The sequence below is a fragment of the uncultured Acetobacteroides sp. genome, assembly GCF_963667355.2.
Lineage (GTDB): Bacteria > Bacteroidota > Bacteroidia > Bacteroidales > ZOR0009 > Acetobacteroides.
In genome coordinates this window covers 1915702-1929864 of the sequence record NZ_OY763328.2, presented here as the reverse complement: position 1 = coordinate 1929864, position 14163 = coordinate 1915702, and the positions used below count along the sequence as shown (strand labels likewise).

14 protein-coding genes are annotated in these 14163 nt (G+C 49.5%); 6 read left to right on the top strand and 8 right to left on the bottom strand.

Going from position 1 to position 14163, the window contains the following annotated elements; all coding sequences use genetic code 11:
- The 4 genes from ACHZA1_RS07985 to ACHZA1_RS07970 form a co-directional block, all read right to left on the bottom strand.
- Positions 1–693: a response regulator transcription factor gene (locus ACHZA1_RS07985; protein WP_320054710.1), complete on the bottom strand. Its 693-nt coding sequence runs from the start codon at positions 691–693 to the stop codon at positions 1–3.
- Positions 678–983: a hypothetical protein gene (locus tag ACHZA1_RS07980; RefSeq protein ID WP_320054709.1), complete on the bottom strand. Its 306-nt coding sequence runs from the start codon at positions 981–983 to the stop codon at positions 678–680. Before ACHZA1_RS07980 ends, ACHZA1_RS07985 begins: the two co-directional genes overlap by 16 nt.
- A 45-nt stretch (positions 984–1028) precedes the next feature.
- A complete protein-coding gene (gene tyrS, locus ACHZA1_RS07975; RefSeq protein ID WP_320054708.1) occupies positions 1029–2321 on the bottom strand; it encodes a tyrosine--tRNA ligase in 1293 nt (430 codons plus the stop codon).
- A gap of 421 nt (positions 2322–2742) precedes the next feature.
- Positions 2743–3225: a CvpA family protein gene (locus ACHZA1_RS07970; RefSeq protein ID WP_320054707.1), complete on the bottom strand. Its 483-nt coding sequence runs from the start codon at positions 3223–3225 to the stop codon at positions 2743–2745.
- Positions 3226–3357: 132 nt separating this feature from the next.
- Between ACHZA1_RS07970 and ACHZA1_RS07965 the strand changes: the two genes are divergently transcribed.
- The gene (locus ACHZA1_RS07965; RefSeq protein ID WP_320054706.1) at positions 3358–3816 is read left to right on the top strand and encodes a hypothetical protein; all 459 of its coding nucleotides are present in this window, start codon (positions 3358–3360) and stop codon (positions 3814–3816) included.
- A gap of 44 nt (positions 3817–3860) precedes the next feature.
- Here ACHZA1_RS07965 and ACHZA1_RS07960 read toward each other — a convergent pair whose 3' ends face one another.
- The gene (locus tag ACHZA1_RS07960) at positions 3861–4433 is read right to left on the bottom strand and encodes a DNA-3-methyladenine glycosylase I (RefSeq protein WP_320054705.1); all 573 of its coding nucleotides are present in this window, start codon (positions 4431–4433) and stop codon (positions 3861–3863) included.
- Positions 4434–4660: 227 nt separating this feature from the next.
- Between ACHZA1_RS07960 and ACHZA1_RS07955 the strand changes: the two genes are divergently transcribed.
- Genes ACHZA1_RS07955 through ACHZA1_RS07935 form a run of 5 tightly spaced genes read left to right on the top strand, consistent with a single transcriptional unit; the run spans position 4661 to position 11182 of the window.
- Positions 4661–5026, top strand: coding sequence for a response regulator (locus ACHZA1_RS07955; RefSeq protein WP_320054704.1), 366 nt, complete (start codon positions 4661–4663; stop codon positions 5024–5026).
- Positions 5023–6255 carry a YaiO family outer membrane beta-barrel protein gene (locus tag ACHZA1_RS07950; protein WP_320054703.1) on the top strand — a complete coding sequence of 411 codons (1233 nt, stop codon included), beginning with the start codon at positions 5023–5025 and terminating at the stop codon, positions 6253–6255. Before ACHZA1_RS07955 ends, ACHZA1_RS07950 begins: the two co-directional genes overlap by 4 nt.
- A gap of 11 nt (positions 6256–6266) precedes the next feature.
- The gene (locus ACHZA1_RS07945; protein WP_320054702.1) at positions 6267–8318 is read left to right on the top strand and encodes an LTA synthase family protein; all 2052 of its coding nucleotides are present in this window, start codon (positions 6267–6269) and stop codon (positions 8316–8318) included.
- 6 nt (positions 8319–8324) lie between these two features.
- Positions 8325–9752 (top strand): HEAT repeat domain-containing protein, encoded by a 1428-nt coding sequence (locus ACHZA1_RS07940; protein WP_320054701.1) that lies wholly within the window; start codon positions 8325–8327, stop codon positions 9750–9752.
- On the top strand, positions 9749–11182 hold the full coding sequence (locus ACHZA1_RS07935; protein WP_320054700.1) for a glycosyltransferase: 1434 nt from the start codon (positions 9749–9751) through the stop codon (positions 11180–11182). Before ACHZA1_RS07940 ends, ACHZA1_RS07935 begins: the two co-directional genes overlap by 4 nt.
- 3 nt (positions 11183–11185) lie before the next feature.
- Here ACHZA1_RS07935 and ACHZA1_RS07930 read toward each other — a convergent pair whose 3' ends face one another.
- The 3 genes from ACHZA1_RS07930 to ACHZA1_RS07920 all read right to left on the bottom strand — a co-directional run bounded on the left by ACHZA1_RS07930 (position 11186) and on the right by ACHZA1_RS07920 (position 13999).
- On the bottom strand, positions 11186–11899 hold the full coding sequence (locus ACHZA1_RS07930; protein WP_320054699.1) for a LytTR family DNA-binding domain-containing protein: 714 nt from the start codon (positions 11897–11899) through the stop codon (positions 11186–11188).
- A gap of 269 nt (positions 11900–12168) precedes the next feature.
- Positions 12169–13236, bottom strand: a complete 1068-nt coding sequence (locus tag ACHZA1_RS07925) for a histidine kinase (RefSeq protein ID WP_320054698.1) — start codon at positions 13234–13236, stop codon at positions 12169–12171.
- A 193-nt stretch (positions 13237–13429) separates the two neighbouring features.
- On the bottom strand, positions 13430–13999 hold the full coding sequence (locus ACHZA1_RS07920; RefSeq protein WP_320054697.1) for a hypothetical protein: 570 nt from the start codon (positions 13997–13999) through the stop codon (positions 13430–13432).
- Positions 14000–14163 lie beyond the last annotated feature (164 nt).

Below are 14163 nucleotides of genomic sequence, written 5' to 3'. Positions count from 1 at the left end.
CTATGCTTCCTTTAGCACATAGCCCAAACCAATTTGGGTATGGATAAGCTTGCTGTCGAAACCCTTGTCCACCTTGTTGCGGAGGTAGTTCATGTACACCTCTATGACGTTGGTGCCGGTGTCGAAGGTGATATTCCAGATCTTTTCGGCGATATCTACCTTTGAAACTACCTTATTCTTGTTCTCCAGCAGGTACTGTAGCAGTAGAAATTCCTTTGCGGTGAGCTCTATGGCCTTGCCAGCTCGGGTAACGATCTTCGAATCGGGGTCGAGCTCCAGATCGGCAGCGCGAAGCACCCTAGATGGCGCGGCGGTAACGGCGCTATTGCGCTTCAGAAAGACGCGAATGCGCGCCAGCAGCTCCTTCATCTCGAACGGTTTGGCAATATAGTCATCGGCACCAGAGTCGAACCCTTCGAGCTTATCGTCGATGGAGTCTAATGCGGTTAGAAAGAGGATGGGCACGTTGGTGTTTCGCTCGCGGATGGCTCGGCACACCTGGTAGCCATTCTCGTGGGGCAGGTTGATGTCGAGGATAATCAAGTCGTACTTGTGCTGGATGCCCAGCCTACGCCCCATCATGCCATCGTAGGCAACCTCTACCGAGTACCCGCTGGTCTCTAGTCCCTTTCGAATGAGGTCGGCAACTTTCACTTCGTCTTCAACCACCAGTATCTTTACGGCTGTTTCCATCGCTTCTCCAAATAAATGCCTGCTAAGGTAGCATATTCTCCTTCGATATCAGAGCGGAAACCGTACGTTTTTTGGTGATGCTCATCGCTGAAAGGCTTGTAGATCATCAGATGCCTTCGCATTTCGGCTTTGAAGCGCTTGCCGAACTCCATGTTTTGGATTTCCGCATCTTCTTTGGGGAGCAGTTGCGGGGCAAATGGGCGTCGGCCGAGAATGCTTGGCGTTTTAGGCGGGTGAGGCGCTTGCCCGTGGGCGGGGATGCGTACGTCGGAAAAAGCAGCAGAGGGCATCCCGCCTCCGGAATGCCCTCTGCAAAGTCTATCCTTAAAAAGAAATTACTGCGCCTTGATGATGAAATAGTTCTTCTTGCCCTTCTGTACCAGCAGGAACTTGCCGTTGAGCAGCAGATCCGACCCGATGGTGGCATCAACCGCATCAACCTTATTCTTGTTGATGCTTACGCCGCCGCCCTGGATCATCTTGCGAGCTTCGCCCTTGGATGGGAACACGGCGGTGGTGGTGGCCAGCAGCTCGATAACGTTGGCACCGGCGTCGAGTATCGACTTCTCGATCTCGAACTGGGGTACGCCCTCGAATACCGACAGGAAGGTGTCCTCGTCGAGCTTAACCAGCGCATCGGCGGTGGCGTTGCCGAAGAGGATTTGCGAGGCCTCCACTGCGGCGTTGTAGTCCTCCTCGGAGTGAACCATGGTGGTTACGTCCTTGGCTAGGCGCTTTTGGAGAATGCGCAGGTGTGGCGCTTCGTGGTGCTCGGCTACGAGTTGCGCGTACTCTTCCTTGGTGATGAAGGTGAATATCTTGAGGTACTTCTCGGCATCCTCGTCGGATACGTTGAGCCAGAACTGGTAGAACTTGTAGGGCGAGGTGTAGGCCTTCGATAGCCAGATGTTGCCGCTCTCGGTTTTGCCGAATTTGCCGCCATCGGCCTTGGTGATTAGCGGACAGGTGAGCGCGTAGGCTTCGCCTCCAGTCTTGCGGCGGATCAGCTCGGTGCCGGTGGTGATGTTGCCCCACTGGTCCGATCCCCCCATCTGCAGTTTACAGCCCTTGTGCTGGTTGAGGTAGAGGAAGTCGTACCCCTGAACCAGCTGGTAGGTGAACTCGGTGAACGACATACCGTCGCGAGTCTCGCCCGTAAGGCGCTTCTTTACCGAATCCTTGCTCATCATATAGTTTACGGTGATGTGCTTGCCCACGTCGCGGATGAAATCGAGGAACGAAAATTCCTTCATCCAGTCGTAGTTGTTTACCAGCTCGGCGCGGTTGGCTGCATCGCTCTCGAAGTCGAGGAACTTGGCCAGCTGTGCCTTGATGCACTCCTGGTTGTGGCGAAGGGCTGCCTCGTCGAGCAGGTTGCGCTCTACCGACTTACCCGATGGGTCGCCAATCATGCCGGTTGCACCGCCCACAAGAGCGATGGGCCTATGGCCTGCACGCTGCAGGTGGCGCAGCATCATCACGCCCACAAGGTGGCCGATGTGCAGCGAGTCGGCAGTTGGGTCGATGCCCACGTAGGCTGATACCATCTCTTTGGCAAGTAGCTCTTCTGTTCCGGGCATCATATCGTGGATCATGCCCCTCCACGAAAGTTCTTCTATAAAGTTCATCTGAGTAATATTTTCTTAGGTGGATGCGCGAGGTGCCCTCCTGCGAGCGGCATCCGGCATTGTGCTCCCTATTAATGAGTAAAACTGGAGCAAAGATAGTAAAATGGATCGACTTCGAGAGGTGGCGCTGGGGCCATCTGCGATGCGTAGAACGCCAGCATGGGGACGCAGAAGGCATCCAACCCCCTTTGATTGTCTCCCCGGAGTTCCGTTGGGATCATCCAACCCCCTTTGATTGGTCCGCCGGAGTTCCGTTGGAGCCATCTAACCCCCTTTGGTTGCCTCCCCATAGTTCCGTTGAAGACATCCAACCCCTTTTGATGGGCTCACCAGTTCTCTGCTGGTACATCTATACGAAAAAGACCTAACAGGTTTTAAAAACTTGTTAGGTCTAGGCATATATTAGGGTAAAGATTTCCGGCTAGAACAGCCCCTTCACGTAGGGGAAGAACCAGGGTACCACCTTCCACATGTTGAAGAGGAGCGATCCGCTAGTCGTATGCTCGGGCAGGATGCGCACCACGCCGTTCAGCACAGAGAGCAGCCATAGACCGGCGCACACCAGTACGAAACTCTTCAGCAGGCCGAAGGCCAGCCCCAGCACCTTATTGGCCGTGCCCACCGAGGTGTCTTTGAACGCCTGCCCGATGATGCGGCTGCTGAGGTGCAGCAGGATGAATACGCCAACGAAGATGATGAACGAGGCCACGAAGACGCTCGCCCTAACGCCCACCTCAAAGTGCTCGCTTACGAATACGCCAATCCAGTTCGAGAGGTGGAAGGCCAGGTAAATGCCCAAGAAAACGGCCCCAAAGCTTACCAGCTGGTTGAGGAATCCCTTAATGTAGCCCGAAATGGCGCCCCAGCCGAGCAGGGCAAGAATTACGATATCTAAGAAGTTCATTGCAGCAAAATATTTGAAGGCAAAAGTAGCTGAAATCGGTAAAGGTGCGCTCTCCTATTTTGTCGAATTGAACCTTGCCCAACAAGTTTTGTTACTTTTCCCTTTCTTTGCCAACGCAAAAAGTAACAGCCAATGAATCGCCTTATACGCATTGCCCCCAGAATAAAGCCGGGAATTCCCAAGCGCTACCTGCTGCTGGTTGCCGCTCTTGTGTGGAGTTTTGCAGGCGGTATGCTTCTTGCCAAAGGGCTTACCTACCTTTTGGCCCATCCCGACATGCTGCTGGTTCGGCTCGTTGCAGGCGCACTTGCTGGGGTAGCCTTCTTCTGGCTGCTTTTTATGAGGATATCGCTGAAGCACATCAACCGCATCAAGTCCATCGACGTGGTGCGCCCCTGCATCTTCTCGTTCTTCGACGTCAAGGGCTACCTGATGATGGGGGGCATGATCTCTATGGGCATCGCGCTGCGCCACCTCAACTTCATCAACAAAGCCTACCTCTTTAACTTCTACGTGGCGATGGGCATACCGCTGCTCCTCTCCGCTGTTCGTTTCGTTTGGGCGTGGGTGCGCTACCATAGGGTGGTGTAGACAATAGACGCTAGATATTAGGCATTAGACTATTCCGAGATACATTAACGCACCATCCCCTGTACCTCCCCATGCCGAGGGCAGCTCACCAGATGGTCGTTCACCAGCCCTGCAGCCTGCATGTGGGCGTAAACCGTAGTTGGTCCAACAAACTTAAATCCGCGCCTCTTCAGATCTTTGCTCAGCCGTACCGATTCGGGCGTTTGGGCGGGTAGCTGGCTTAGCTCCGTAAAGTGGTTTACGATGGGCTTTCCACCAACAAAGCTCCAGATGTACTCCGTAAACGAGCCAAACTCCTGCTGAACCTCTAGGAATCGGCGGGCGTTATTCACCGCCGCCTCCACCTTTTGGCGGTTGCGGATGATGCCGCTATCCTGCAGCAGCTCCTCCACCTTTGCCGCATCGTACAGCGCCACCACCTGCGGGTCGAAGCTGGCGAAAGCCCTTCGGTACCCCTCGCGGCGACGAAGAATGGTAAGCCAGCTAAGCCCCGCTTGTGCGCTCTCCAGCGTTAAGAATTCGAAATGCATCCGATCGTCGTAGACCGGAACTCCCCATTCGTAGTCGTGGTACTGCACGTAAAGCGGGTCGTTGCTCGACCAAGGGCATCTCTCCATGGCATGATGTATTTAAGGGTGCGTAAAATAGTTTTTATAAAGAACCGCAAATTATAAACATTTCTTAGCTGGTCGATGTTTATCCCTAAGCTAGCAGAAAACCGCAAGTCTTGGGATGGTAAAATCGTTGGCAAATTAGGGGTTTTACGGATTTTACAGCACAAGTACGTATGGATTTTGAATCTGGTTAAGAAGAGAGTTTAAACCATTTAAAAACCTTTAGCAACATGAAAATTCTGGTGGTGGAAGATGATGAGGTAACCCTTAAAGCGTTGGAGTATCGGTTAAAGCTGGAAGACTTTGATATCACGGCTGCTTCTGATGGTAAGGCTGCCGCCAAGCTGCTTTTGGTGGAAACGTTTGACCTGATTGTGTCAGACATTTTGATGCCGCATGTCAACGGCTTGGAATTGCTGAATATGGTACGCTGCGATATGAAGCTGTCGACCCCGTTTGTTGTCATGTCATTTCTTGGGCAGTCAAACAACACCCATAAGGCGATAGAGATTGGCGCTTCCGATTTTATAGAAAAGCCAATAGATATCGATGAACTGATTGGGAAAATCAAAAAATATAAAAAAGTAGCAGTATGAGGAAGATGCTCAAGGTAGCGTTAGCCTTCCTTGTGTTGGCTTTTGGGGCTGCAACGTGGCTACCTGCTCAGGATACCTCCGAGCTTTTTGCCCTTGCCAAGAAGTTGGCTAATGAAAAGGTATACTTCCAGTCGCAGCAGGTATTACGCGAAATTTTGGGCAAGGAGGATAATGGGGATGTAAGGTTCTACCTCGGTCTCGTATACTCCTGGAATGGACAGTACGATGAGGCACGAGAGGAATTTCGGTCTTTAGTAAAGGACAGACCAGCCAGCTTGGAGCTGGTTAACGCGCGGTATAATGTGGAGCTGTGGTCGGGTAGTTATGCCGCAGCCATCGATGTTCTCGATTGGGGAATAGCGCAGCATCCTAACGAGCTGGATCTTCAGCTTAAGAAAGCGAAGATGCTCGGTTATCTGAATCGGGATAAGGAGGCGGAAAAGGTGCTCGAGGAGGTGCTAAGCAAGCAACCCAACATGGTTGAGGCTCAAGACCAGCTGGTGTTCATTCATAATTCCAATCTAAAGAATACGGTATCGGCGAATGGAACCGTCGACATCTTTAGTGATAACCTTAGCACATGGTATTCGTCGTATCTGCAGTATAGCCGTAGGCTCGATATTGGTACGGTAATCGGTAGGCTGAACTATGCCAATCGGTTTAGCACAAATGGGTATCAGCTCGAAGCCGATGGCTACCTTTCGCTGTGGAAGGGTGGCTATTCGTACGCTAATATGGGGGTCTCTCCTTCATCAATATTCCCCGACTTCCGGTGTGGCTACGAGTACTACCATTCGCTACCTAAAGCATTCGAGGCTTCGCTAGGTTTCCGTTACCTTAGATTCTCGCCAACAGACATTGTTATCTATACCGGTAGTTTTGGAAAGTACTATGGCAGCTACTGGTTTTCGCTTCGACCTCATTTAAGGTTCAATCAGGGTGATGTTTCTTACTCGTTTAGGCTATCAGCACGTAGGTATTTTAGCGAAGCCGACTCCTATGTAGGAGCTGATGCAAGTTTCGGAACAGCGCCCGATTTCGACCATCAAAATATTGGCTACTCGTACCTCAAACGCCTGAAGTCGTATGGGGTAAGGGCTACCTATAGCCAAAAGCTTGCTAAGGTATGGGTTGTTATGGCAAGGCTAAGCTTAAGCCGCGATGAGATCATCAAGGGGATGTACAGAACCCAAACCAGCGTTGATGTTACCGTTTCAAAAGCATTCTAAAGTATAGGCAGATGGAAAAGACAAGGGTTGAGAATCTTGATAAGCTGATTATAGCCTCGTACCGCTACCTGAATAACGTGCTGGCTTTGCTGGTTATATTTTGGCTAATGCGGCTATTCGATGTATTTGTGATTGCAAAGGAATTCTCCTTTCCTGCGGGGATGAGGGGAAGCCATCTTCTAGGGATTCTATACGATACCTACTTTGTTTTTAAGGTGGCAGGTGTCTTTTTGCTTCCCTATCTTTTGCTTACGCTCCTGCGCATAAGGATTGCTCAGGGGCTGTTCGTATTTTCCGGAATAGTGGTGGTGGTGGTAAACCTTATACTGGTTGTTTATTTTGCTTCAACCAAAATCATGCTTGGCTCCGATATTTTTGGGTATTCCATAGCAGAGATGCGTGAAACGTTGCAGACGTCTAACTCGTTTTCGGTTATAAACATTATTCCACTTGTTGCTTTCCCCATTCTTTACTTGGCGCTGCACCACTATATTGTTCGGATAAAGATCCCGAATGCTGCTTACTACATATTTTATCCTGCAATTGCGGTGGTTCTTCTGAGTTCAGGCTATTCTGTTGCTAACGCCAACTCGTTTAAGGATAGCTTTGGGGCATCTTTGGCAACCAATAAGTTTGGATACTTTGCCCTTAAAGCCTCCAGCTATATTGCCGAGATGGAGCAAATAGAGAATGCAAAAAAGGGAACTTTTGTCAATGATACTGGTAGAGGTCTACTGGTTAGCAGCAAAGACTACGTTAGCAAGGAGTTTCCCATGCTCCGCAACGACAATACCCCCGATGTGCTAAGCCCATTTTTCGATACAACAAAGGTTAAGCCCAACATCGTATTCATCTTGGTTGAAAGTCTAGGTCGTGCCTACAGCGGCGAAGGCGCCGATTTGGGGAGCTACACGCCATTCCTCGACTCGCTTTCGCGTAATGGGCTTTACTTCGAAAACTTCCTGAGTACCGGTGGTCGTTCGTTTGCAGTGTTCCCATCCATCCTAGGGTCTTTGCCACTTGTTAACAGGGGATTTATGGAGCTGGGGGATGACATGCCTAACCATAATACGCTTTTAACCATGCTTCATGCCAATGGTTACAGGTCCGATTTTGTTTATGGTGGCGATTCGAAGTTCGATAATATGAGGCAGTTTTTCGAAAGGCAAAATACTAGTCGAATTGTAGATGGTAAGAATTTTGGTTCTTCCTTCGAGAAGATGCCTCCAGGCAAGAGCGGCTTTAGCTGGGGCTATGGCGATATGGATATCCTCTCGAAGCTGGTTGATCTACAACAAAGCAGCACCACTACGCCTACAGTTAGCATTGCTATGACTCTTTCCATGCATAGCCCTTTTGTTGTTAAGAATCAACGCGCATACTACAAGCAATTTGAGGGGATTCTTAATCGCTCATCGATCTCAAGCGATAGAAAAGATCTTGTAGCCAAGTATGGAAAGGAGCTATCTACCGTACTATACTTCGATGAGTCGTTGAGGCTATTCTTTAAGAAGTTCGAGAAGCAGCCATCCTACAGGAATACGATTTTTATTATTACAGGCGACCATAGAATGCCCGAAATCCCAATTGGCACTCAAATCGATAGGTTTAGGGTTCCATTCCTGATATACTCGCCAATGCTAACCCGTTCTGCCCGATTCCGCTCGGTTTCTACCCAATTTGATGTAGCACCGAGCCTTATCGCGTTTCTCCGTAATAGGGCTAATCTGCAATTTCCAAAGCTGGCATGCTGGGTAGGTACGGGGTTGGATACGTCGCGTAGCTTCAGAAACGTTCATTCGGTGGCATTTATGGAGAATAAGAACGAGCAAACCTGCTACTTGGACGGTATTAACTTCATTGCGATGGGCAAGCTTTATTCAATCACTCCTCAACTTGGATTAGTTAAGGCTAACAATCCAATGCTGCTGGGAGAGATGACAAAGAAGCTGAATTCGGTAAAGAATGTAAGCGCATTTGTATGCTCAAAGAATAAGCTTGTTCCAGATTCTCTACTGGTTAAATCTAGAGCTGCACGAAAAATGGCGTTGAATATAAAATAGGTTACCATGGGTCAAAGTAAAGTAGGCAGAGCGCTAGTTCTGAATCGAGATATTTTTATCTCATTGGCAGTTGCAATGCTGTTTGTTGCACTAATAGCGGGGCTTTACAGCATATTCGGGATGAATCTGACTTTTGCGTTCCCCCTGCTATCCTTTTTTTATAAGCTTTTTAGTGTTCTAGCCATCATATACGCTATAGTTATAGTTGCAGCAAATCGAAATGGCAAGAAGCTTATTATCTACAACTACTCCTTGCTCGTTATTTACTCTTTCGCGGTAGTTCTCTTTTTCGCCTTTATAGTGGTGACATACTTCCATTTCGAAAGTAGCATAAACGGTATAGTTAGCTACGCAAAGGAGAATTTTAGATTTCCATCCTACACTAGGTACTTCCTTTCCATGATATACTTTAGCCAGCTTCTGGTTATGGTGTTCTTTTTGGTAAGCCTCATTTCTCGAACTCACCGAATCGGCTTCAGCATTATTCAAAAGAACTACTACGTTAGCTTTTACAGCAGTATACTCGACTATATTTATGGAGATGAACAGGCTAGATATAACGTAGTAACTGCTATTAGCAAGATGTTTCATAGCCGTTTCTCCAAGGAAGAATTTATTAGAACGTTGAATATGTTCAACGTTAACTTCAAGGGAGAACTCAAGAACAGAATCTACGACCTATACCTGGATTTGAGGATGAACGAATTCTTGCATGCTGCATTGGACTCTAGGAGAAATAACAGAATAATATGGGCGATAAAGATGCTGTCGTCGTTTAATGATGTCAGCTCTATTCCGGCTTTGAAGCGAATGCTTGAGGTTCATAATGATGATATTCGCTATGAGGTTATCATTGGATTGATAAAGCTGAATCAGATAGATTTTGTACTCGATTACCTATACCATTCGTCGGAACCAATCAACGAGTACATTTCCAATAAGGTTGTATCGGCAATAAAGCTGCTGAATCCTGCAACCAAAGATTATGGCTTCTTGCTCGAATCTAAGAATGATGGTGTGCTGATAATGGGGCTAAATCTTGTAAACGAATTCGTTCAGGGAAAGCATTTCGATCGAGCAAAGCAGCTGCTGGTCCACCCTAATGTTAAGGTGTCGTATGCTGCAATTCGTACGGTAATGACATTGGATTGCATCAACTTCGAGAAACATATAGTGGAATCATTAAAGACTGCTCCAGAGAAAAACAAGATGGAGATGGTTAATGCCATTAGACCTTACTTTACCGAAGATTCTCTTCCTTGGGCAAAAGATCTTCTTATTTCAGAACCAAGCAGGGAGGTTCGCATGGCTATACTTCGTATGATGTCTGGTCTTTTCTCTCAGCCAGAAACCATTCTGGATCTTTACGACGAAGCACAGAGAAACGAAGTGCAAGCGTTGTTCTACTCCATCACCAAAACGGATAAAAAATGAGCGTAACTTTTGTAGAGATCAACCATATCATAGAGGTAGTATTTCTTGTAATACTGTTTGTTATTGTATTTTCGTATGCGGTGCTGGCTATTGTTTCGATAGCTGCTATGCGGAAGCATCATCGTAAAGATCGAGCACACTCGGTGGAGGACTTGATTTCGTCTAAGTATCTTCCCTCCATTTCGATCATTGCGCCTGCCTACAACGAGGGGCTTACTATAGTAGAGAATGTTCGATCTATACTGTCGCTGAACTATTCCGATTTTGAGATAGTTATTGTGAATGATGGCAGTAAGGACGATTCGTTGCAGAAGCTCATCGAGGCGTTTAGCCTTGCGAAGGTTCGTTCGATGCCGATTGCCGATATTCCTACACAAACCGTTCGAGGTGTATATAAGTCGCGTAACCTTGCATATAGCCACCTAATAGTTGTCGATAAGGAGAACGGGGGTAAGGCTGATGCGCTAAACGCTGGCATTAATCAGGCTACAAAGAAGCTGGTGCTCTGCATCGATGTTGACTGTATTATTGAACCTGATGGGCTCCTTAAAATGGTGAGACCATTTCTTGAGGAGAGCAAGAAGAAGGTGGTTGCCGTTGGGGGTGTCATTCGGGTGGTTAACTCGTGCGAGGTAAAAAGCGGTAAGGTAACACAGGTAAACTTGCCCAACGGCTGGCTGGAGCGCTTTCAGGTGCTCGAATACTTTAGGGTGTTTACCCTAAACCGGATGGGCTGGGCTCATATGCGTGGCATGCTTTTGATATCCGGTGCTCTGGGGTTGTTCGACAAGGAAATTGTGGTAAGGGCTGGTGGTTATACCCCAAACATTGTTGGAGAGGATATGGAGCTGGTGCTTAAGCTGCATCAGTACATGAGGGAGGTGGCCAAGGAAAAGTATACCATTGGGTTCATTCCCGATCCGTTGTGCTGGACAGAAGTACCGAATACGACAAGGGTGCTCAGCCGGCAGCGAAACCGTTGGAGCCGAGGCTTTATTGAGTCGATACTTAAGCATAAGCGCATATTTCTTAACCCCAAGTATGGGTTTGTAGGGTTGATAAGCTTCCCTTACGCGGTGTTCTTTGAGTGGCTGGTGGCTCCAATTGAGGTGTTTGGCTATGCATACCTGCTCTATTCGATCTACGGTGGCAACTTTAACCTCCCCTTCTTCTTGCTTCTGTTTATTTTGGTTTACTCCTACTTTATGATGGTAACGCTACTCGCAATTCTCGCCGAGGAGCTGGTTTACCATCGATATAACAAGAAGATGGACCTTGTTAAGCTGATGCTTATTGCCATGATAGAGCCTTTCTTCTACCACCCGCTAAACCTGTACTGGACGATAAAGGGTAACTTCGACTACTTCATCCGGGGAAAGCGCGAGTGGGGAAAGATGGACCGCCGCGGTTTCGATGAGAACATCATCTAGGTGCTACTCCACGTTTAGCCTCTGCTCCACCAGCGTTTTGTAGCTGCGTCCGATGGGAATTTGGTGCTTGCCAATCATTATGGTTGTGCCCGAGAATGCGGTGATCTTATCGGTGGCCACAATAAAGCTGCGGTGCACCCGTAGGAACTTCGCCTCGGGGAGCTTTTCCTCGATGAGCGAGATGGAGGAGTACGAGGTTACCACCCGCTCGGCGCAAACAATCTTTACGTAGTTGCCCTGGCTCTCGATGTAGAGCATCTCCGAAAGGAATATCTTTTGGGTGATCTTGTCCTCGCGTACGTAGATGTACGGTTCGCTTGCCGATACCTGCTGGCTTGGTGTGGCTGGTGCGGCTTGTACAAGCAGCTGCTTGGAGGCCTTGTCGATGGCGTGCAGGAAGCGCTCGAACGAGATGGGCTTAAGCAGGTAGTCTACCACGTCGAGCTCGTACCCCTCTAGCGCGTACTCGCTGTAGGCAGTGGTGAGGATAACCTTTGGCGGGTTGCGCAACGACCTAAGAAAGTCGATGCCCGTAAGCTTCGGCATTTGGATATCCAGAAACATCAGATCGACCTTCTTCTGCGAAAGGATGCTAAAGGCCTGGAGCGCGGTGCTGCACTTGGCCACCACCTCGTACCCCTCGATGCGCGATAGGTACTCCTCTATGATGTCGCTGGCTAGCGGCTCGTCGTCGACAATTAGGCAGCTGATCTTCATTGGTATTCTCGGTTTATTCAGCTTATTGCTGGTATGTTTGGTTCCATATTGTTTAAAGTCTGAATGCAGAATTATGGCAGGTTATCCTCCCGCTTAGGCGGGAGGGCATGGTGGGTTTGCTCTTTTTTAATCAATATTTTCATTCTGCTTAGCGTTCTTAACCCACCCCTACCCCTCCTGAGGAGGGGATTACGTGCCCCTATTAGGCGTTTATACTTTTGCATTCACACTTAACTTGACGGCTATGGGCTCCTTATCTTCGCCAAGCTCTAGCAAAGTAGAATCTTCAGCTTGCATAGGTACGAAAATCCGTCGGAAATGCACTTGAGCTCGTACCTCTCGGGGTAGAGCAGCTCTAGGCGGCGCTCGACGTTTTGCAGGCCTACGCCTTGCCTGTCGTCGTCCTCGCGGTTGGGTTGCTCGTCCATGCTGTTTTCGGTGATCAGGAGCAGCTGGCTATCGTCCACGCTTATGCTGATGTGGATCCAGCACTTGCCGTCGGAGGTGGTGCTGACGTGCTTAAAGCAGTTCTCGATGATGGGGATAAGCAGCATGGGCTCGATGGCCATCGCTGCGGTATTTCCTGTAACATCAAACTTAATCTCGGCATTTAGCGGAAGCCGCAGCTTTTCGAGGTTGATGTAGTTGCCGATGTGCTTGAGCTCCTTCTCCAGCGATACCTTGGGGGCGTTGGAGTCGTAGAGCACGTAGCGCATGAGCTCGGAGAGCGTGAGCACCACATCGGGCGCCTTGTCGGACTTGCGCAGCACCAGCGCGTAGAGGTTGTTGAGCGTGTTGAAGAAGAAGTGGGGGTGTATCTGCGTCTTCAGGTACTTGAGCTCGGTTTCGAGCTTCTCCTTCTCGAGCCGCTCGCTGCGCTGCAGGTTGCGGTACCCGTGCTCCACGATCTTTATCACCAGCGGAATAATCAGCACGGTGTTGATGTCCACCATCGCCGATAGCGCCTTGAAGCGGTTGAGGTAAACCGGCGACTCGACGTACAGGTTCAGCACGTACTTCGTAACCAGGTACTGGTCGAGAAGGAGGATGATGCCGCACACCACCATCACGGCTAGGGTGAGGAGGGTGAACAGCAGCAGCTTTTTCTTGAATAGGAACTGGGGCACCAGCACCAGCAGCAGGGTGTACACCGCCAGCAGCTTGGGGGGGAGCATCAGCAGCTCGTTGAGAAACACCACTCCGTAGCTGTTCTTCTCCGACCCCCAGAAGAGCGTAAAGAAGCCGATGGTGACGCACCAGTACAGCAGGTGGCGTACCCACCGAATGTTGAGGAGGGCGTTGGTGCGCTGGCTGCCGGTGATGCTGTAGATGCTCATTTTGTGTCGTACTCTGGTGCGCTAAAGATAGCACTTGTTGTGCTATTCCTGTAGCGGGCAACGGGTGCGGTGGCTTGCGGCTATTTCAACTGCAGGGTTGGAGGGGTAAAGGGCGGGTTGGCTGCTGCATAAGGAGATGTCTGCGGGTATGGAGGTAAATGAAAAGGCGCCCTTGCGGACGCCTTGCTATGTGCTACCCAAGGCTGCTGCCTACAGGGGGGAATTCTCTACGGTTTCGTTGCCGGGCAGGTCGTAGGCCGTAATGGTGATTCGGTCGCCAGCAAAGCGCCGTTGCCTTGTAGCACCAGTCTGCACCGCCTGGTTGCTGAACGGCATTACCCTTCTCTAGCAGCGTGCCATCGGGGTTGCGGATGGCAACCGTTACCTCGGCCACCTTAAAGTCGTCGGTTACGCGGATGGTGATGACATCGCCTACGTTACCCTTGTACCCCTTTAGGTTTACCTCCTGGATGTCGGGAGCGTTTAGGAAGTCGGCCACGGCCACCTGATAGGCCGAGTTGTACTTGTCGCCCTTACCGGCCTCGTACTCGGCCTTCTTTGCAGGATCGGCGGTTGCCGCCTTGCCGTAAATCACTGCCGACTGAAACCTCTTCTGATGCTCAACCTGCTTTTCGGACTTTTTCTCGGATTGCTTAGGCTTAGCGGCAATGATGGTGCGACCATGTACCTGACGAAAGACGATCATATCGCCTAGCTTACCGCTTACCCCTTGGGTTACGATGTTGTTTTTTACTTCTGCCATTGTATGGCTCCTTTCTTTAATTAAGTTGTTAAATAATTTTACTATCCGCGACAAAAACAGGGTACGGTAGAGCTACCTGTAGCCTTTTTTTCGAAATCGCGCCACAAATCGCGCTAATTTTATACATCACACAAGTGCGGGTTGCTTTTTTTTTACCCCTCACT